The organism is Cellulomonas pakistanensis (assembly GCF_016862755.1).
Lineage (GTDB): Bacteria > Actinomycetota > Actinomycetes > Actinomycetales > Cellulomonadaceae > Cellulomonas > Cellulomonas pakistanensis.
Window position 1 is genome coordinate 34,202 of sequence record NZ_BONO01000026.1, and the last position, 19,043, is coordinate 53,244.

Here is a 19,043-nt window from a genome sequence, read left to right on the forward strand (position 1 = left end):
CCCCCGCTCACCGCGCGGACCAGCGCCCCAGCCGGTAGGAACAGGGGGATGACCACCCGCGTCGGCTTCCACAGCTCGCACGAGCAGGTCCATCCGTCCGCCCTCCTCGCGGCGGTCCAGCACGCGGAGGAGGCGGGCTTCGACGCCGCCATGTGCTCCGACCACTGGGCTCCGTGGGGAACCAACCAGGGTCACTCCGGCTTCGCCTGGACGTGGCTCGGCTCCGCGCTGGCCACCACCCGCCTGCCGTTCGGCACGGTGAACGCCCCGGGCCAGCGGTACCACCCGGCGATCATCGCCCAGGCGGCCGCGACGCTGGCCGCGATGTACCCCGGCCGGTTCTGGGTCGCGCTCGGTTCCGGCGAGAACATGAACGAGCACATCACCGGCGACCCCTGGCCGCCGAAGCCCGAACGGGACGCCCGGCTGCGCGAGTGCGTGCAGGTCATCCGCGCCCTGCTCGCCGGCGAGGAGGTGACCCACCACGGCCTGGTGACGGTCGACCGCGCGCAGCTCTGGACGCTCCCGGACGTCCCGCCCCGGCTGATCGGGCCCGCTGTGACGCCCGAGACGGCGCGGGCGCACGCCGACTGGGCCGACGGCCTGGTCACCGTGAACCAGGACCTCGAGACGATGCGCCGCGTCGTCGGCGAGTACCGCGACGCCGGCGGCCGCGGGCCGATCTCGCTCCAGGTGCACGTGTCCTACGCGACGGACCCGGGCGAGGCCTGGCGCCTGGCCCGCGAGCAGTGGGCGGGCAACGCCGCCGGCCCGCCGGCCGCGTGGGACATCGCGACGCCCGAGGCGTTCGACGAGCTCGCCGCCACGGTCGACGACGACACGCTCGCGACGGGCGTGGTGATCGAGCACGACCCGGCCCGGCTGCGGGACCGGCTCGTCGAGCTGGTGGAGGTGGGCTTCGACGAGGTCTACCTGCACCAGGTCGCCACCGACGTCCGGCCGGACCACGGGAAGCACGACGACGCCGCGCCCACGGTGACGCACCCGCCGTCGTCGCTGGACGCGTTCATCGACCTGGCCGCCGAGCACGTGCTGCCCGCGCTGCGCGCGGTCGAGGCGGGCACCGCCGGCGACGAGGACGCCGCGTCGTGAGGATCCGCGACACCGGCGACCTGTGGTGGAAGAACGCCGTCGTCTACTGCCTGGACGTCGAGACGTTCATGGACTGGAACGACGACGGCGTCGGCGACCTGCCCGGGCTGGTGCAGCGGCTCGACCACCTGGCCGACCTCGGGATCACCTGCCTGTGGCTGATGCCGTTCTACCCGACCGCCGACCGGGACGACGGCTACGACATCACCGACTTCTTCGGCGTCGACCCCCGGCTCGGCGACGCCGGGGATCTGGTCGAGCTCGTCCGCACCGCTAAGGACCGCGGCATCCGGGTCATCGCCGACCTCGTCGTCAACCACACGTCCGACCGGCACCCGTGGTTCAAGGCCGCGCGGAGCAGCCCGGACAGCCCGTTCCGGGACTTCTACGTCTGGCGCACCGAGGAGCCGCCGCCCACCGGCGACCAGGTCGTGTTCCCCGACCAGGAGGACGGCATCTGGACGTACGACGAGCAGGCGGGCGCCTGGTACCGGCACCGGTTCTACAAGCACCAGCCCGACCTCAACACGGCGAACCCGCGCGTCCGGGACGCCATCGCGAAGGTCGTCGGGTACTGGGCGGAGCTGGGCCTGTCCGGGTTCCGGGTCGACGCGGTGCCGTTCATGCTGGCCGACGCGGCGAGCGGCCCGCACGACGACATCGAGCACCCGCACGAGTTCCTCAAGGCGCTGCGGTCGTTCCTCAGCCGCCGCACCGGCGACGCGATCCTCATGGGCGAGGTCAACCTGCCCTACGAGGAGCAGCGGCTGTTCTTCGGGGACCTGGACGCGGACGGGTCCGCCGAGGGCGAGGAGCTCAACCTGCAGTTCGACTTCGTCGCCATGCAGCAGATGTACCTGTCGCTGGCCCGGCAGGACGCGGGCGCGCTGGCGCAGGCGCTGGCGGACCGGCCGCACATCCCGCGCGACGCGCAGTGGGCGACGTTCGTCCGCAACCACGACGAGCTGACGCTGGACAAGCTCACCGACGCCGAGCGCGCCGAGGTGTTCGCGGCGTTCGGCCCCGACGAGGACATGCAGCTCTACGGGCGCGGGCTGCGCCGCCGGCTGCCCCCGATGCTCGACGGCGACCCGCGCCGGGTCCGGATGGTCTACTCGCTGCTGTTCACGCTGCCCGGCACGCCGGTGCTGTTCTACGGCGAGGAGATCGGCATGGGCGAGAACCTCGCCGCCGACGGCCGGCTCGCGGTGCGCACGCCCATGCAGTGGACGTCGGGGCGCAACGGCGGCTTCTCGGCGGCGCCGCCGCGCCGGCTCTCGGGCCCCGTGGTCGAGGGCGGCTTCGCGCCCCAGCACGTCAACGTCGCGGACCAGCGCCGGGACCCCGACTCCCTGCTGTCGTTCGTCAAGACGCTCGTCCGCCGGTACCGGGAGTGCCCGGAGCTGGGCTGGGCGGAGCGCGCGGAGGTCCTGGACCAGCCGCACGCCGCCGTGCTCGCGCACCGGTCGACGTGGCAGGACGCGTCGATGATCGCGCTGCACAACCTCGGGCCCGAGGCGGTCACGGTCCCGCTGCGGCTGCGCGACCTGGCCCGGGAGCCGGGCGACGCGGGGCCGGCGGACGACACGGCGACCACGCGCAGCGCGGCGGGCGACGACGAGCCGGTGCGGCTGGTCGACCTGCTCGAGGACGGCGCGTGCACGGTGGACCCGGACGGGCGCGTCGAGCTGGAGCTGCCGGCGTACGGCTTCCGCTGGCTGCGCGTGGTGCAGCCGGGCTCGCGCCGGCTGCTCTGACCGGTAGGTGCTGTCGTACCGCCTGTGGGCCTCTGAGCAGTCGATACGATCCCGGGGACCACCGGAAGGAGCATGATGGCGGCGCTCGACGTCGATCTCGACACGGTCTCCCTGGCCGGGCAGGTGCTCTCGCGTCAGGCGGGGCACTGCCGGTCGACGGCCGCCTACCTCAGCGTTCACGGGTCCATCAGTGGATCGACCGGTCTGATCCTCGCAGGCTTGGCACCGGTGTCGGACGCGGTGACGGCCGCAGGGACAGGGGTCCTGCGCACCGCGGGATCCGTGTGCGACGCGACCGCGCACGCCGCGCAGCGATCGGCCGACACGTACGCGTCGACCGATCACGACGCCAGGACACGATTCGAACGCCTCAGCGGCGCAGGCACGCACATCCGTCTTCGACAGCATCGCCCGGTTCGAGGACCTGGCCGAGGGCGTCTTCCGCCGTACCGGGCAGGCGGCGGCATGAGTACGGACCGCATACGTCTGCAGCGGGAGCCGCTCGCCGGGCGCCTCCGGGAGATCGAGGAGCTGGTCCGCGCCGCGACAGCACAGATCGAGCAGCTCGCAATGCCCGACGACCGTGACGCCCGCCTTGAGGCCGAGCGTGCGGAGGCAGCACGATCCGGTGCCCTCGGGCGGGACTGGCAGCGCGTCCAGGAGCGGATCGACACGGGTACCGTCACGCTCGCCGACGTCTTCAGCGGGGTTGACGACTCCCCTGAGGCGGAGCACCTCCGCGCCAGGTCCTCCGCCACCCTGCGTTCTGCGTCGGAGGAGTCGGAGCACGACCCCGACGGTTCGGCGGCGGAGCTGCTCCGCGAGATCCTCGCGGCCCGTCGCCCGATCGCCGACCGCAACCCGACGTCGTGACCGGCTCGTCCTCGCTGGTTCCCCCGTGGCCGCAGGACGCGTCCGTCCACCCCGGCTGCGAGATCAGGTGCGCCCTTCCCGTCGGCCCCGCGCTCGAGACCGCGGCGCGCGTGCTCTCGGGCCACGGGTACCGGGTCCACCGCGAGTCCTCCTCGACCGTCGTCGCCGAGCTGGGCGGTCGGCTGCGGGCGGAGTGACTGGAGGCGCTGATCGGGTTCACCCCGGCGCGCGGACCGTTCCAGCACGTCGTGATCGAACTGCAGGCAGCACCGGCAGGCACCGCCAGCACCGCCACATCCGTCGTGCTGACGTGCCGCAACGGCTTCCGCCAGGTCGGGGCGCCGCGCCGCGTCGCGAGTCTGGTGCACGAGGTCGTCGACGCGCTGGCCACGCCCGGGGCGCCGGCGTCCTTCTCCGGCTGGCGAGCGAACCCGCCGTGGGATCCCGAGTGGCCGTCCGCGGCGTGGTGAGACGTCGACGCCGGGCCGCGCGGTACCGGCCGTGCGCCGTGGCTCAGCGGCGCGTGACCGTCCAGCGGCCCGCGGCGAGGTCCACCAGGCGCGGCAGGATCACGTCGCCGGCCGCGCGGAGGCCGTCGTGCAGGTACTCGTTGGTCACCCACACCTGGGCGTTGCCCACCGCGTCGGCCGTGCCGAGCGCGAGGTCGAGGTCGACGTACGGGTCGTCGACGTACTGCACGGCCGCGACCGGCACCTCGTTGGCGGCGAGCCGCTCGGGGTCGTAGAGCGCCGGCCACTCGGTGCGCGCCGCCAGCGCCTCCGCCGCCGCGGCGAACGGTCGCAGCGCCCGGATCTCGGAGAACATCCACGGGAACACCGCCTCACCGGTGAGCGCGAGCGGCCGGGCGTCGGGCGCGTGGTCGGGCCGGCGGTCGAGCTCGGCCTGCGCGGCCCAGCCGCCCGCGCGCCCGCCCTGGTGGTAGATGACCTCCTGGAGCGCGGCGTACAGCGGGTTGGCGTCGAAGCCGGTCTGGGTCTGCACCGCGAGCGAGAACGCGTCGTCCGGCACCCCGTCGCCGTCCAGCTCGACGGTGTCGAGCAGCCAGTGCAGCGCGTCGACACCGGTGCTCATGCCGAGCGGCATCCCGAGGTTCTGCAGCCGGCGCACGGTGAACGGGTCGCCGTCGGGGAGCGCGACGTCGCCCGCGCCGAGCCGGTCCGCGAGCGCCCCGAGCAGCGCCACGTCCTCGGGGTACCGCCGGGCGAACGCGGCGACCCGCGCGGCCTGCCGCGGGAAGGTGCGGGCGTAGACGTCCTCGGCGGTCGCCCCGACGCCGGGCAGCCCGCCGGTGACGTAGCAGGCGGTCAGCGCCTCGGGGTGCCGGGAGAGGTACGTCAGCGTGAGGAACCCGCCGTAGGACTGGCCGAGCGTCGCCCACCGCCGGCCGCCGTACACCGCGCGGCGCACCGCCTCGGCGTCCTCGACGATCGCGTCGGCCCGGAAGCACGCCAGGTAGTCCGCCGCCTCCTCGCCCGAGCCGAACCGCGCCATCGTGCGCCCGTCGACGCGCGACGACCGCCCGGTCCCCCGCTGGTCGAGCAGCACCACGCGGTGCGTCCGCAGCGCGGTCGACCACCAGCCGGAGCCGAGGGGGCGAGGGCCCATGCCGCCCGGGCCGCCCTGGAGGAACAGCAGCAGGGGCAGCTCCTCGCCGTCCCGCGCCGGGTCGACGAGCTCGCGCGCGAACACCTCGATCGTCGGGTACCGGGACGGGTCCTCGCGGTCGACCGGCACCCGCACGCGGTGGTCGCGGACCAGCACCGGCGGGACCAGGCGCGGCTCCGAGGTGCGGACGGCGGAGGTGCGGGCGCGACGGCGGGCGGCCGGGGAGGCGGGGGTCACGGCAGCACCCTAGGGTGTCGCGGACCCTGCCCGGACCCCCCGGGTGGGCACCCCGACGCGGAGGACCACGTGCCCGGACGGACGATCGTCATCACCGGTGCGAGCGACGGCATCGGCGCGGCCGCGGCCCGCCGGCTGGCGCGCGAGGGCGAGCGGGTGGTGCTCGTGGGGCGGGACCCGGCGCGCACGGCCGCCGTCGCCGCGGAGCTCGGCGCGCCGCACCACCTCGCCGACTTCGCCGAGCTCGACCAGGTGCGCCGGCTGGCCGCCGAGCTGCTCGACGCCTACCCGCGGATCGACGTCCTGGCGAACAACGCCGGCGGCATCATGGGCCCGCGCTCGGTGACGGCGGACGGGTTCGAGCGCACGCTCCAGGTGAACCACCTGGCGCCGTTCCTGCTCACGCACCTGCTGCTCCCGACCCTGGTGGCCGGCCGGGCGTCCGTGGTCGCCACGTCGAGCGTGGCCGCGCGGGCCTGGGGGCGGATCGACCTGGACGACCTCGGCAACGAGCGCCGGTACCGCCCGCAGAAGGCCTACGGCGACGCCAAGCTCGCGAACGCCCTGCACGTCGTCGAGCTCCAGCGGCGGTACGGGGGCGACGGGCTCGCGGCGGTCGCGTTCCACCCCGGGATCGTGGCCACGAGCTTCGCCAAGGAGACGAACCACCTGATGCGGCTCGTCTACCACACGCCGCTGCGCCGGCTGCTGACGATCACGCCCGAGCAGGGCGGCGGCTACCTCGCTGACCTGGCGGCGGGGACGCCCGGCGTCGACTGGCCGCCGGGCGGCTGGGTCGAGCAGGGCCGGGTCGCCGTGCCGCCGCCGCGGGTCGCCGACACCGACCTCGCGCGCCGGCTCTGGGACGCGAGCGCGGCGCTCGTCGGCGTCTGAGGCGCCGGCGTCCGAGGCGCGCCCGCGACGGGCGTGTTTCCCCCGCGTCACCGCCGCCGGTCCCGGGTGACGCCTGCGTGAAATCCCGGGCCGACCCCTGGCCCGGCCGGTCCCGCCCCGTCGACACTCGGCTCGGGCCGCACGGCCCGGCGACGACGCGAGGCACCCGGGGGCAGGTGGCGATGACGACCGACGACACGCTCGGGAGCACCGGGCTCGCGGACCCGGGCCCGCCGTCCGGGCCGCTCGCGCCCGGGGCGCCCGCGCCGCGGTGGCTGCACGCCGCGCTCTGCGCCGCCTGGGGCTGGGACCCGGCGCGCACGACGGTCGACCTGCTGGCGCTGTCGCACAACGCGACGTTCCGGGTGTCGGCCGACGGTGCGCCGGTCGCGGTCACGCGCGTCGCACGGCCCGCGTACATGGACGACACCGCCGCGGTGGAGTCCGAGGTGGCGTGGATGACCGCGCTCGGGGCCGCGGGGACGGTGCGGGTCCCGACGACGGTCCCGCCGGTCGACGGCCGGGACGTCGCGATGGTCGCCGACCCCGAGGACCGGCACTGGGTGTGCCTCACCTGGCGGTACCTCCCCGGTGCCGCGCTCGACGACGTGCTGCCGGGACTCGCCCACCCCGACGCCTGGCACCGGCGCGTGGGGACGACCGCGGCCCGGTTGCACGAGCACGCGCTGGCCTTCCACCGGCCGCGCGACTTCGTCCGGCCGACCTGGGAGCCGGCCGACATGGTCGGGCCCGACAGCCGGTGGGGCGCGTGGGAGCAGGCGTGCCTGCCGTCGGCGGACCTCGCGCTGCTGGGCCGCGCGCGCTCGGCCGCCCTGGACGCCCTGCACGACGCCTCGCGGGCGCCGGACGCCTGGGGCCTCGTGCACGCCGACCTGCGACCGGGCAACCTGCTGGTCGACGGGGACGACCTCACGGTCCTCGACTTCGACGACTGCGGGTTCTCCTGGTTCGTGCTCGACCTCGCGGCCGCGCTGTCGTACGTCGAGCACCTCCCGGACGCGCCGGGCCGCGCGCAGGCCTGGGTCGCCGGGTACCAGGAGGTGCGCCCGCTGACCCGCCAGGACGCGCGCACCGCCTGCGCCCTGTCCATGCTGCGGCGGCTGCAGCTGCTCGGCCGGACGGTCACGGACCCGCGGGGCGGCCCGTCGGGCGCGCTGCGGGCCGAGCAGCCGGCGGGCTCGGTCCTGGTGGCGGAGCGCTACCTCCGCGACCCGGCCTGGCTGCTGGCCTGACGCCGACCGTGCCACGCTGGGCCGCGTGACCGACGCACCCCCGGCCGGCGGACCCGGCGACCTGGCCCGGCTGACCGCGCTCATCCGCGAGTTCAGCCGCGAGCGCGACTGGGAGCAGTTCCACGACCCCAAGTCGCTGGTGCTCGCCCTGGTCGGCGAGGTGGGCGAGCTCGCGGAGCTGGTGCAGTGGCTGCCCGCGGGCGACGCGGTGGCGCACTTCGCCGACCCGGACCGGCACCGGCGCGCAGGCGAGGAGATCGCCGACGTGCTGGTCTACCTGCTCCGGCTCGCGGACGTGCTCGGCGTGGACGTGCTGCAGGCGACCCTCGACAAGCAGGCCGAGGCGCGGCGCCGGTTCCCGGTCGACGACGTGCACGGGGTGGCGCCCCGAAAGGAGTGAGGGCCCGGGGTCAGGCCGTCGCGCGCCGCCGGGGCAGGCCGAACCGGTCCAGGTCGTGCGCCACGTGGACCGTCGCCCCGCCGGCGGCCGCCCGCGCCTGCACCCCGAGGGGCGCCAGGTCCTCGTACCGCCCGGAGAAGTGGCTGAGCACGAGCGTCCGCGCACCCGCCGCGGCCGCGAGCGCCCCCGCCTGGCCCGCCGTCAGGTGCGCGTACTGCGCCGCGAGGTCCGCGTCCTCGTCGGCGAACGTGCACTCCGACAGCAGCAGGTCGACCCCGTCCGCGAGCGCCTCGGCCCCCGGGCACGGCGCGGTGTCCATGACGACCGCCACCCGCTGCCCGCGCCGCGGCACGCTGACGTCCTCGAGCCGGAGCGACCCCAGCCGCCCGGCGCGCTGCAGCTCCCCGACCGCGGGCCCGGTGATCCCGGCCGCGGCGAGCCGGTCGGGCAGCAGCGTCCGGCCGTCGGGCTCCGCGAGGCGGTAGCCGAAGGTCTGCACGCGGTGCCGCAGCGGCTCGACGGTCAGCCCGTCCGCGACCTCCCCGGCCGACCCGTGCGGGTGCAGCCGGAGGTCGAGCCCCGGGGTGGCCAGCCCGACCAGCGCGCGCACGACCTCCTCGCCCTCCGCCGGGTAGTGCAGGTGCACGGGGTGCTCGACCCGGTCCAGCACCAGCCGGGACAGCACGCCGGGCAGGCCGAAGCAATGGTCGCCGTGCACGTGCGTCAGGCAGATCCGGGTGATCGACGGCGGCGCGACGCCCGCGAGGGTCAGCTGGCGCTGGGTGCCCTCGCCGGGGTCGAACAGGAGCGCGTCGCGGTCCCAGCGGAGCAGGTAGCCGTTGTGGTTCCGCGTCCGGGTCGGGACCTGGGAGGCCGTCCCGAGGACGACGAGCTCGCGCACCACGCGGCCAGTCTGGCGCTGCGCCGGTCGGGACGCGAGGCCGGTCCGGCGCCAGACGTACCGGCGGTCCGGTCGCCGAGAGAGCACGCGACACGTCGAGTGAGCATCCACCCGGTACTCGTTCGACGTGTCGGGTGCTCGCTCGAGGCGGAGGGAGGGGCGGCGGTCAGGGGTCGGCCGGGGCGTCGTCCCGGTGCGGGGCGTCGGCGGCGGGCACCGTGTCCCCGACCCCGGCCCACTCCTGCAGCCGCGGGATCAGGACGCGGGCGTGCACCTCGAAGTTGCCCAGCCGCACGGGCCGGTCGCGGCCGCGCACCGTGACCACCACCGCCTCCGACCACGACGGGCGCCCGTGCACGTTCCCGTCGACTGCCAGCACCGCGTCGCGCGGGATGCGCAGCGGGCGCCAGCGGCGCTCGAGCAGGAGGGCGTCATCGGTGAGGACGAGCGAGGCGCGGAGGTCGACGAGCGCCAGCACCAGCGCGCTCACGACCAGCACGCCGGAGGCGCTCACCATGACGATCGCGAGGCGATGCTCCTCGCCACCGAGCCGCCGGAGCCACAGCGCGAGCAGGAGCGCCTGGGAGATGACGATCGACCACGACCACGCCCCGGGCCGCTTCGTGGTCGCCACGACCTCGCGCATCGGTGCCCCCGGTGTCGGGCCCGGCGCGCTGCGCGGCGGGCGGCGGACGACGTGCGCCCCATGATGCCGACGCGGTGCCGGGACGACCACAGGACGCGGAGCGGTGCGTCGTCCCCAGGCAGGCCGCACGGCCGCGCCGCGGGCGGGCCAGGAACCGTCAGCCTCGGACCACCGCGGGGCGCCGACCCGCATCGACCCGGGAGGCGAGCGCCGTGCCGCACGAGGCGACCAGCACCCCGACCGCGTACCAGAGCAGGTCCGTGGCGACGAAGGTGGTCCCGAGCAGGTACCGCAGCGGCGGCCACGCGGAGGACGCGGCGGCGGGGACGCCGGTGAGCTGCAGGAGCTCGACCGCCCAGCACAGCGCGACGGCGACCCCGGCACGCACCGCCCGCGGCCACCGCGGCGCCGCGAGCGCGACCAGCAGCAGCACGAGCGCCGCGTACAGGGCGTCGCCGAGCGCGTCGGCCGTGCCCCCGCTGCCCAGGCGCGCCGTCGCCAGCCCGAGGACCACGACGACGGCGCCGGCGACCGCCGTCGCGAGCCACGGCCGTCCGCCCTGCTCGGACCTCCTGCGCACCGTCCCACCTCCCGGGCCGACGCTAGGGCCCGCGCGCGGCGGTCCGGCGGCGCGCCGGCCCGGGTCGCGAGGGGGTGTCGTGTCGGTCCCGTGTGCGACCGTTCCGCGGTGACCCGCACCGGCCGCACCGCCCGCTCCGCCCGCGCCCGCCGTCGACCCGCCGCCGGGCGCCGGGCGGGGCGCATCGGCTGGGTGTGGCTCGTCCTCGTCGTCGCCGTCGCGCTCGGCGCCGGCCTGCCGGTCTGGTCGGAGGCGCGGGAGTCCGCCCGGTTCCCCGTCACCGCGGCGGACCTGGACCGCGCCCGCACCGAGCTCGCCGCGCTCGAGGTGAAGGGGCGCGCACCGAGGACCGGGTACGACCGCGACCAGTTCGGCCCGGCGTGGGCGGACGTGGACCGGAACGGCTGCGACACCCGCAACGACGTCCTGGCGCGCGACCTGGCCGACGTCACGTTCGAGGACGGCACGCACGAGTGCGTCGTGCTCACCGGCACGCTCGACGACCCGTACACCGGGGACGTCATCGACTTCGAGCGGGGGCCGAACAGCGCCGACGTCCAGATCGACCACGTCGTCGCCCTGTCGGACGCCTGGCAGAAGGGCGCCCAGCAGTGGGACGCGGAGACGCGCCGCCGGTTCGCCAACGACCCGGCCAACCTGCTCGCGGTCGACGGCCCGGCCAACGGCGCCAAGGGCGACGGCGACGCCGCGACCTGGCTGCCGCCGAGCACCGGCTACCGCTGCGCGTACGTCGCCCGCCAGGTCCGGGTCAAGGCCGCCTACGGCCTGTGGGTGACCCACGCGGAGCGGGACGCCATGAGCCGGCAGCTCGACGCCTGCGTGGTCGCGCGCTGACCCGTGCGCCCGGGCTCAGATGTCGTCGTCCTCCAGGAGGTGACGGCGCACCCGCTCGGCGAAGCCGGGGCACCCCGCCCGGCGCAGGGCCCCGTCGAGGTCGGCCGCTCCGTCACGAGCGCCGTAGTAGCGGGCCTGGGCACGCCCGGCGGCTGCACCAGGTCGGGAGCCGCCGCGTCGACCCGCACGAAGAACGCGTCGGGGGCGCACACCTCGTACGTCGAGATCGCACGGACCGCCGGCGCGGAGAAGCCGGAGTCCGACGTCAGGACGACGTCCATCCCGGCTGCCACGGCCGCGGCGTGCACGTGCTGGTCGTGCCGGTCGCCCGGGAACTCCCCGTCGACCGCGAAGTCCTCGATGCGACCGCCCTCCAAGGACCCGCAGATGCGGTCGCGGACGAGCGCGATCCTCCTGCCGTCCCACTCCGGGTGCGCGCGACGCTGGCGGTACAGCACCTCGGCCACGATGTCCTCGGTCCAGTAGGTCCGGTACGGCGGGGCCTCGGCCTGCAGCTGGATCAGGACGAGCCAGTCGCGGAGCGTGCGGGAGTACAGGACGTTCGCGTCGGCGAGGACCCGCAGCGTGCGCACCACCGGAACGCTAGGCCCGCGTCGGCGCACTCAGCCGGCGCGCAGCACCTACGCGTCCTCGGCGGCGAGGAGCTCCTCGAACGCCCGCCTCTGCCGGGCGAGCCGCTCGCGCCGGAACGCCACGACGTCCTCGGCGAGCAGCCGGGTGTGGGTGCCGACCTTGTGCGCAGGGAGGTCACCGTTCGCGATCAGCTTCATCAGCGTCGGACGGGACACGCCGAGCAGCTCGGCGGCGGCCGTCGTGGTCAGCTCGTCGGGCATCGCGCCGACCGTCACCGTGCCGCCGGCCGCGACGGCGTCGACCACCGCCGTGATCAGCCGGGAGAGCTCGGCGGGGGCAGGACCGGCGACGCCCAGGGCGTCGAGGACCGCCCAGCCCTCGCCCCGTGCGGCCCGTGCCATGGCCTCCTGGGCCTGCTCGCGCTCGCGCGTCGTCGTCACGAGCCGCCGGGCGGCGATCGTCGTCGCCATGGGGACCTCCTCACCTCTGCAGATGCAAGTGTCGTCGACTGCACCTGCAGGTGCAACCCCGCACCCGAGCGGCCCGTCAGAGCAGCGGCCGCTCCAGGATCCACGACCCGCCCAGCACCAGCGCCCCGCCGCACACGAGCAGGAACACCGCCACCCACACCCCGCCCGGCACCCGGGTGAGCCGCGCCAGCATGTCGGCGTCCGAGGTCCCCCGCCCGCGCGCCCGTCGCCGCTGCGCCTGCATCTCCAGCACCGCGCGCGGTGCGCCGAGCAGCAGGTACCAGGTGACCGCGTACGCCACCGCGACCTGCACGGCCGCCGTCCCCCACCACGAGACGCCGACGAGCACGACGCCCGTGACCAGCACCGCCCACAGGCCGTACCAGTTCCGGATCTGCACCAGCACGAGCACCAGGACCACCAGCAGCGCCCACAGCAGCCCGACGGCGTACCCGCGGCCGAGCAGCCACGCGGCGCCGAGCCCGAGCACCGCCGGCCCGACGTAGCCGGCGAACGCGGTCGCCACCATGCCGGGACCCCGCGGCTTGCCGACCGAGACCGTCAGGCCGGAGGTGTCGGAGTGCACGCGGATGCCGGACAGCCGCCGGCCGGACAGCACGGCGACCAGGCCGTGGGCCGCCTCGTGCACGATGGTCAGCAGGTGCCGGGACAGGTGCCAGAGCGTCGGCACGGCCAGGCAGAGCAGCGCGGCCGCGAGGGTGCCGAGCAGCACCGCCTGCCCCGGGGCGGGCTGGACGGTCGTCGCGCGCTCCCAGATCTCCCCGGGCAGCGCGCGCAGGCCGTCGACGGACGCGCTCACAGGGCGTCGAGCGTCACGTCGTCGAGCTCGACCCTCACGTGCAGGCCGTCGTCCCGGACGGTGGCGCCGGTGACCCGGGCTCCCTCGGGCAGCTGGTCGGTGACGTCGACCTCGGTGATCCGCGACGCGAGGCCGTCCGGCAGCACGCCCGCGTCGACGACGAGGCCCCCGAGGGACGCGCTCGTGATCGTGGCGGTCAGGCCGTCGGCGCCGGCCGGGGCGAGCGTCAGCCCCACCGCGACCGGGATGCCCGCGACGGCGCCGCCGGCCACGAGGCCCTCGCCCTCGGTCGCCAGGGTCAGGTCCCAGCCGGTGCGCTCGCGGAGCAGCGCCTCCAGCGTGGCGGTCGGCACCGTGGCGGTCGCGACGACGTGCTCCGCGCCGCGCGGCTCCTGGACGGCGACCCCGGTCGCGGTGACGTCGAGGTTCGTGACGTCGAGGCCGCGCAGCGTGGCCCCGGGCGCCGTCAGGTGCACGTCGTCGAGGGTGCCGCGGGCGAGCTGGGTGAGGAACGGGAAGCCGGCGATCGACACGTCCGGGTCGGTGGCGCCGAGCTGGGAGCGCACCGCGTCGGCGGCGACGTCCTGCGCGATCCCGTGCGTCACCCGGTCGGCGAGCACGGTGCCCCCGACCAGCACGACGACGGCGAGGGCGAGGCCGACGGCGCATCCGACGCGGCGGCGGGGGCTGCGGGTCCGGGTCACGCCCCGAGGGTACGGGTCGGCCCGCCCGCCGGGGGCGGAGTCGCCTCCGGCCTCGCGGGACCTTCACCCGTCCCGCGCACCCGCAGCGCGTGGCCCGCCCGGTTGCGGGGGTCCGGGGCCCGACGTTGACTCGTGAGCAGGCAACCGACCGGCAGCACGACGGGAGCGGACATGGGCATCGGGGACTTCGTGGACAGGGCCAAGAAGGCCGTGGCGGGCAACGAGGACAAGATCGCCGGCGCGATCGACAAGGCCGCCGGGGCGGTGAAGGGCCGGACGTCCGAGGGCACCGACCGCAGGATCGACCAGGCGACCGCCAAGGCGCGCGAGTACCTCGAGAAGCAGAAGGGGGACGCCGGGGCCGAGCCCCCGGCCCGGACCGCACCACCGGTCCGGCACCCCGAGCGCACCGACCCGCCGGCCCTCTGAGCGCCGGCGTGGCACCCGAGACGCCGGCTGAGCCGCCGGTCCTGCTCGTCCTGCACGGCGCCCGCGGCGACCTCGCGGAGCGCATGGTCTACCCCGGCCTCGCGCAGCTCGCCACGCGCGGGCTGCTGCCCGAGCGGTGGGCGGTCATCGGCACGGGCCGCAAGCCGATCGGCGACGACGAGCTGGCGGACCTGGTCAGGTCGTCGCTCGAGGAGCACGGCGACCCGGAGCACGCCGGCGCCCTCGACGGGCACGTGTCCTACGCGACCACGTTCACCGAGGACGACCCGGGCGAGCTGGTCGACGCGATCCGCGACGCCCGCCGCGACCTGGCGGACGGGGGCGACGAGGCCGGCGTGACCGTCGTGCACTACCTCGCGGTGCCGCCGTCGGCGTTCGAGCCGACGACCCGCGGGCTGCGGGCGCACGGCCTGGCCGAGGGCGCCCGCGTCGTCTACGAGAAGCCGTACGGCACGTCGCCGGAGTCGTTCGAGCGGCTCGACGCGCTGGTGCACGAGGTCCTCGACGAGGAGCAGGTGTTCCGGATCGACCATTTCCTCGGCAAGGAGGCGACCCAGAACTTGCACGTGCTGCGGTTCGGCAACGAGCTGTTCGGCGGGGTGTGGAACCGCCGGCACGTCGCCCAGGTGCAGGTCGACGTGCCGGAGACGCTCGACGTCGCCGACCGGGCCGACTTCTACGACGAGACCGGCGCCGCGCTGGACATGCTGGTCACGCACCTGTTCCAGATCGCGGCCGAGGTCGCGATGGAGCCGCCCACCGCGCTCGACGCGGACCACCTGGCGACGGCGCGCGAGGCGGTCATCGACTGCTTCCGCCCGCTCGACCCGGCCGAGGTCGTGCTCGGGCAGTTCGACGGCTACCGGGACATCGACGGCATCGCCGACGACTCGACCACGGACACGTTCGTCGCGGCGCGGCTGTGGGTGGACAACGACCGCTGGCGCGGCGTGCCCTTCCTGCTGCGCACCGGCAAGCGCATGGCGGCGTCGGCGCAGCGCGTGACGCTGGTGCTGAAGACGCCCGACGAGCTGTTCGGGGAGCCGGTCGGCCCGGGCCGGATCAGCCTGTCGCTGGCCGGCGACGGCGCCATCGACATCACGACGACGGTGAAGCAGCCCGGCCCCGACCTGACGCTCGCGACCGGGACCGCGTCGCTGGCGCTGGACGACGTGGAGCCGGGCGAGCCGCTGACGCCGTACGCGTCGCTGCTGCACGACGTGCTGGCCGGCGACCGGACGCTGTTCACCACGCCGCACGGGCTCGAGGCCGCGTGGCGGGCGTTCGCGCCGCTGCTCGGCCCGGACCGCCCGGACCCGGAGCCCTACGAGCCGGGCACGTGGGGCCCCGCCCGGGCCGACGAGCTCGCCGGCCCGGACGGGTGGGTGCTCACTCGTAGCTGACGGCGTCCAGGACCCGCATCCGAGCCGCCCGGGTGGCGGGCCACAGCGCCGCCAGCACCCCGACGACGACGGCCAGTCCGACCATGCCGGCCAGGTTCCCCCACGGGATCACCAGCTCGGACAGGCCGTCGTCGGCGTACACGGACGGCAGCGCGGACGCGAGCGCCACCCCGACCACCAGGCCGACGACGGTGCCGAACACCGCCGTGAGCACGGACTCGACGGTGACGGTCCCCGCGAGCTGCAGCCGGCCCAGGCCGACGGCGCGCAGCAGCCCGATCTCCCGGGTCCGCTCGATCACCGACAGCGCGAGCGTGTTCACGATGCCGAGCACCGCGATCACGACCGACAGGCCGAGCAGCGCGTACAGGATGACGAGCACCTGGTTGACCTGGTCGGCGATGTTCGACACGAACTCGTCCTGGGTCAGCACGGACACCACCACGTAGGGCGCGACCGCGGCGGTGACCGTGTCCTTGAGCGCGTCGACCCCGACGCCCGCGGCGGCGTCGACCGCGAGGGTGTCGACCAGCTGCTGCTCCGGCGGGACGAGGGCGTCGAGCGTCTCCGCCGACACCACCACCGGCGCGCCGATCACGTTCGTGGTGAACACCGCGCCGATCGTCACGTCGCGCGGGCCGGTCGCGCCGGCGATCCGGAGGGTGTCCCCGACCGCCCAGCCCTGCTCGTCCGCGGGGTCCTCCTGCACCGCCGCCTCGCCGGCCGCGAGCGACGCCAGGTCGCCGTCGATCGTCTCCGCCCGGATGGTGCCGTCGAACAGGTCGTCCCGGACCCCGGCGACGTACCGCGTGCCCGCGTCGGCGCCACCGCCGGACGACACCTCCAGCGGCGCGGCCGCGAACGCGGCGGTGGCGCCGACCTCGGGCAGCGCGTCGACGTCGGCGATCGCGCCCTTCGGGATGTCGAACGTCGCGGACTGCAGCACCAGGTCGGCGCGCAGCTGCGACTCCACGACCCCGGCGACCGACGCCTGCGCCGAGGTCGCGATCACCGACACCCCGCCGACCAGCGCCATGCCGATCATCAGCGCGCCGGCCGTGTTGGCCGTGCGGCGCGGGTTGCGCACCACGTTGCCGCGGGCGAGCCGGCCGACGGGCCGCAGCAGCCGCACGAACGGCCACGCGAGCACCCCGAGCACCGCCCGGGCCAGGCCCGGCGCGAGCATGAGCACGCCCACGAGCACCGCCGCTGCCCCCGCGCCGAGGGCCGCGTCGAGCGTCCCCTCGCCGGTGTGCAGCACCGCAGCGAGCACCCCGGCCACGCCGAGGCCGGTGACGAGCGCGCCGAGCACCGCCCGCACCCGGATGGACCGCTCGGGCACCGCGACGTCGTCGCGCATCGCCTCGACCGGCGGCACCAGCGCGGCGCGCCGGGCCGGGACCGCCGCGGCGAGCACGCTGACCACCGTGCCGACGACCAGCGAGACGCCGATGGTGGCGCCGTCCACCGGGATGTCGCCCGCCAGGTCCATCCCCATCGCCTCGAACACGGACTTCAGCCCCTGCACCAGGCCGAGGCCGCCGGCGATGCCGAGGGCGGAGCCGATCAGGCCGACCACCGCGGCCTGCACGAGTATCGACGCGAACACCTGCGCGGGCGAGGCGCCGACCGCCCGCAGCAGCGCGAACTCCCGCATCCGCTGCCGGACCGACATCGCGAACGTGTTGGAGATGATGAACGCGCCGACGAAGAGCGCGATCGCGGCGAACACCAGCAGGAACGTCGTGACGAACCCGAGCATCTGGTCGATCGCGGCCTTGTTCTCGTCGCGCAGCTCCTGGCCCGTCACGACCTGCAGGTCACCGGGGACCAGCGGGGCGATCGCGGCGACGAGGTCGTCCGGCGTGGTGCCGTCCGCGGCGTAGACCGCGATGTCCGCGACCTTCCCGTCCGGCGCGAACAGGGCGTAGCCCGTGCCGGGGTCGACCACGACGAGGGTCGCGCCGGCCATCGGCGCGCCCATGTCGAAACGGCCCACCACCTCGGCGTCCCCGACCTGCCCGCCGAGCACGACCTGCGTGGTGTCGCCGACCGCCAGGCCCGAGGACTCGAGCGTCGCCGTCTCCAGCGCGATCTCCCCCGCGCGCTCGGGGCCGCGGCCCTCGACGACGTCGAGCGACGGGTCGTCGGGCAGGTAGGAGAACACCAGGCTCGGCGCCTGGGTGCTCTGCACGGCGGTGCCGTCGGCGCCGACCAGCACGATCGAGCCCTGCGCCTCGGGGATCGCGTGCGCGACGCCGTCGAGCGCGGCGATGTCGTCGGCGAGCTCCATCGGGACCGCCGGCGCCGCGCCGGTGCCCTCCACGACCGAGGACCCCTCGGCGGGCTCGGCCCGCACGTAGGCGTCGCCGGGCGCGCCCGCGTCGACGATGCCGTCGAACGTGCTCGACATCATCGTGCGCAGCGAGAACGTCCCCGCGACGAACGCGACGCCCAGGGCGACCGCGAGCAGGGAGAGCAGGAACCGGACGACGTGGGCGCGGATGCCCCGCAGCGCCACCCGGAGCATCAGCGCGGCCCGCGACTGGCCGCGGGGACCGGCGCGGGCGCGGCGTGGGTGCCGGCCGAAGGCCGGAGCGCGGCCAGCGCCGCGAGCACGGAGTCCGGGGTGGGGTCGGTGAGCTCGCCCACGAGGCGGCCGTCCGCCAGGAACAGCACGCGGTGGGCGTAGGACGCGGCGGTGGGGTCGTGCGTCACCATCACGACCGACTGACCCAGGTCGTCGACGGACCGGCGCAGGAAGCCCAGCACCTCGCCCGACGAGGTGGAGTCGAGGTTGCCGGTGGGCTCGTCCGCGAACACCACCGCCGGCCGGGACACCAGGGCCCGCGCGCAGGCGACGCGCTGCTGCTGACCGCCCGACAGCTCCGTGGGCTTGTGCCCGAGCCGGTCGGCGAGGCCCACGGCCTGCACCACGGCGTCCAGGTGCGCGCGGTCGACCGGGCGCCGCGCGATGTCGAGCGGCAGCGTGATGTTCTCCAGCGCCGTGAGCGTGGGGACCAGGTTGAACGCCTGGAACACGAAGCCGAGCCGGTCGCGGCGCAGCCGGGTCAGCTTCCGCTCGCCCATCCCGCTGACCTCGAGGCCGTCGACCACGACGGTGCCCGCGTCCGAGCGGTCGAGGCCGGCCATGCAGTGCATGAGGGTCGACTTGCCGGACCCGGAGGGGCCCATGATCGCGGTGAGCTCGCCGCGACCGAAGTCGACGTCGACCCCGTCGAGGGCCCGCACCGCCGTGTCGCCGGAGCCGTAGGTCTTCACCAGCCCGCGCGCGCTCGCGATCGGCGTTCCGTCGTGTGTGGCCATGATCCCCGTCCTGAGTGTGCGTCCCTGCCCGACCCGTGGATCGTCCCGCGCCGCCGTCGCAGCCAGGCATCCGGGAGCACCCTGGTCCGCCCCTGACCGCGCCCCCGAGGGACCCAGGTCCCGACTGTGGCGCGCGTCAC

20 protein-coding genes are annotated in these 19,043 nt (G+C 75.8%); 10 read left to right on the top strand and 10 right to left on the bottom strand.

The genetic code is table 11. The features are described from left to right. The first annotated feature begins 48 nt into the window (after nt 1–48). From Cpa01nite_RS15375 to Cpa01nite_RS15390, 4 genes are all read left to right on the top strand, one after another. Nucleotides 49–1,113 carry a TIGR03885 family FMN-dependent LLM class oxidoreductase gene (locus Cpa01nite_RS15375; RefSeq protein WP_203669628.1) on the top strand — a complete coding sequence of 355 codons (1,065 nt, stop codon included), beginning with the start codon at nt 49–51 and terminating at the stop codon, nt 1,111–1,113. Beyond that, nucleotides 1,110–2,870: an alpha-amylase family protein gene (locus Cpa01nite_RS15380; RefSeq protein ID WP_203669629.1), complete on the top strand. Its 1,761-nt coding sequence runs from the start codon at nt 1,110–1,112 to the stop codon at nt 2,868–2,870. The genes Cpa01nite_RS15375 and Cpa01nite_RS15380 overlap by 4 nt, the downstream gene beginning before the upstream one ends. 75 nt (nt 2,871–2,945) lie before the next feature. Next, a complete protein-coding gene (locus tag Cpa01nite_RS15385) occupies nt 2,946–3,743 on the top strand; it encodes a hypothetical protein (RefSeq protein WP_203669630.1) in 798 nt (265 codons plus the stop codon). 248 nt (nt 3,744–3,991) lie between these two features. Next, on the top strand, nt 3,992–4,213 hold the full coding sequence (locus Cpa01nite_RS15390) for a hypothetical protein (RefSeq protein WP_203669631.1): 222 nt from the start codon (nt 3,992–3,994) through the stop codon (nt 4,211–4,213). Between the two features lie 43 nt (nt 4,214–4,256). Here Cpa01nite_RS15390 and Cpa01nite_RS15395 read toward each other — a convergent pair whose 3' ends face one another. Then, entirely contained in the window at nt 4,257–5,537 is a 1,281-nt protein-coding gene (locus Cpa01nite_RS15395) for an alpha/beta fold hydrolase (protein ID WP_203669657.1), read from the bottom strand. Between the two features lie 138 nt (nt 5,538–5,675). Here Cpa01nite_RS15395 and Cpa01nite_RS15400 point away from each other — a divergent pair, with 138 nt between their 5' ends. The 3 genes from Cpa01nite_RS15400 (at nt 5,676) to Cpa01nite_RS15410 (ending at nt 8,153) form a co-directional block, all read left to right on the top strand. After that, the gene (locus tag Cpa01nite_RS15400; protein ID WP_203669632.1) at nt 5,676–6,500 is read left to right on the top strand and encodes an SDR family NAD(P)-dependent oxidoreductase; all 825 of its coding nucleotides are present in this window, start codon (nt 5,676–5,678) and stop codon (nt 6,498–6,500) included. 182 nt (nt 6,501–6,682) lie between these two features. Next, on the top strand, nt 6,683–7,753 hold the full coding sequence (locus Cpa01nite_RS15405; RefSeq protein ID WP_203669633.1) for a phosphotransferase enzyme family protein: 1,071 nt from the start codon (nt 6,683–6,685) through the stop codon (nt 7,751–7,753). A gap of 25 nt (nt 7,754–7,778) precedes the next feature. Next, complete coding sequence (locus Cpa01nite_RS15410; protein WP_203669634.1) at nt 7,779–8,153, top strand: nucleotide pyrophosphohydrolase; 375 nt, start codon at nt 7,779–7,781, stop codon at nt 8,151–8,153. A gap of 10 nt (nt 8,154–8,163) precedes the next feature. Here the strand turns inward: Cpa01nite_RS15410 and Cpa01nite_RS15415 are convergent, their stop codons facing one another. From Cpa01nite_RS15415 to Cpa01nite_RS15425, 3 genes are all read right to left on the bottom strand, one after another. Continuing rightward, nucleotides 8,164–9,054 carry a ribonuclease Z gene (locus Cpa01nite_RS15415; RefSeq protein WP_203669658.1) on the bottom strand — a complete coding sequence of 297 codons (891 nt, stop codon included), beginning with the start codon at nt 9,052–9,054 and terminating at the stop codon, nt 8,164–8,166. A gap of 166 nt (nt 9,055–9,220) precedes the next feature. Next, the gene (locus Cpa01nite_RS15420) at nt 9,221–9,688 is read right to left on the bottom strand and encodes a hypothetical protein (protein WP_203669635.1); all 468 of its coding nucleotides are present in this window, start codon (nt 9,686–9,688) and stop codon (nt 9,221–9,223) included. A gap of 169 nt (nt 9,689–9,857) precedes the next feature. Next, nucleotides 9,858–10,280: a ribosomal maturation YjgA family protein gene (locus Cpa01nite_RS15425; RefSeq protein ID WP_203669636.1), complete on the bottom strand. Its 423-nt coding sequence runs from the start codon at nt 10,278–10,280 to the stop codon at nt 9,858–9,860. Nucleotides 10,281–10,388: 108 nt separating this feature from the next. Between Cpa01nite_RS15425 and Cpa01nite_RS15430 the strand changes: the two genes are divergently transcribed. Next, nucleotides 10,389–11,135 (top strand): HNH endonuclease family protein, encoded by a 747-nt coding sequence (locus Cpa01nite_RS15430; RefSeq protein ID WP_203669637.1) that lies wholly within the window; start codon nt 10,389–10,391, stop codon nt 11,133–11,135. Here the strand turns inward: Cpa01nite_RS15430 and Cpa01nite_RS15435 are convergent. The 4 genes from Cpa01nite_RS15435 to Cpa01nite_RS15450 form a co-directional block, all read right to left on the bottom strand. After that, nucleotides 11,060–11,728, bottom strand: coding sequence for a PIN domain-containing protein (locus Cpa01nite_RS15435; RefSeq protein ID WP_239068831.1), 669 nt, complete (start codon nt 11,726–11,728; stop codon nt 11,060–11,062). The genes Cpa01nite_RS15430 and Cpa01nite_RS15435 overlap by 76 nt on opposite strands. 48 nt (nt 11,729–11,776) lie before the next feature. After that, the gene (locus Cpa01nite_RS15440; RefSeq protein WP_203669638.1) at nt 11,777–12,199 is read right to left on the bottom strand and encodes a helix-turn-helix domain-containing protein; all 423 of its coding nucleotides are present in this window, start codon (nt 12,197–12,199) and stop codon (nt 11,777–11,779) included. 76 nt (nt 12,200–12,275) lie between these two features. Continuing rightward, nucleotides 12,276–13,019, bottom strand: a complete 744-nt coding sequence (locus Cpa01nite_RS15445) for a M50 family metallopeptidase (protein ID WP_239068832.1) — start codon at nt 13,017–13,019, stop codon at nt 12,276–12,278. Then, nucleotides 13,016–13,723 carry an LmeA family phospholipid-binding protein gene (locus tag Cpa01nite_RS15450; RefSeq protein ID WP_203669639.1) on the bottom strand — a complete coding sequence of 236 codons (708 nt, stop codon included), beginning with the start codon at nt 13,721–13,723 and terminating at the stop codon, nt 13,016–13,018. Before Cpa01nite_RS15450 ends, Cpa01nite_RS15445 begins: the two co-directional genes overlap by 4 nt. Before the next feature lie 171 nt (nt 13,724–13,894). On the opposite strand from Cpa01nite_RS15450, the gene Cpa01nite_RS15455 reads away from it, so the two are divergent. Together Cpa01nite_RS15455 and Cpa01nite_RS15460 are read left to right on the top strand one after the other, a co-directional pair. Continuing rightward, nucleotides 13,895–14,152 carry an antitoxin gene (locus tag Cpa01nite_RS15455; protein WP_203669640.1) on the top strand — a complete coding sequence of 86 codons (258 nt, stop codon included), beginning with the start codon at nt 13,895–13,897 and terminating at the stop codon, nt 14,150–14,152. An 8-nt stretch (nt 14,153–14,160) separates the two neighbouring features. Continuing rightward, nucleotides 14,161–15,576 (top strand): glucose-6-phosphate dehydrogenase, encoded by a 1,416-nt coding sequence (locus tag Cpa01nite_RS15460; RefSeq protein ID WP_239068833.1) that lies wholly within the window; start codon nt 14,161–14,163, stop codon nt 15,574–15,576. Here the strand turns inward: Cpa01nite_RS15460 and Cpa01nite_RS15465 are convergent. Both Cpa01nite_RS15465 and Cpa01nite_RS15470 read right to left on the bottom strand, forming a co-directional pair. Next, entirely contained in the window at nt 15,563–18,106 is a 2,544-nt protein-coding gene (locus tag Cpa01nite_RS15465) for an ABC transporter permease (protein WP_203669641.1), read from the bottom strand. The genes Cpa01nite_RS15460 and Cpa01nite_RS15465 overlap by 14 nt on opposite strands. Further along, entirely contained in the window at nt 18,106–18,903 is a 798-nt protein-coding gene (locus Cpa01nite_RS15470) for an ABC transporter ATP-binding protein (protein ID WP_203669642.1), read from the bottom strand. The genes Cpa01nite_RS15465 and Cpa01nite_RS15470 overlap by 1 nt, the downstream gene beginning before the upstream one ends. Nucleotides 18,904–19,043 lie beyond the last annotated feature (140 nt).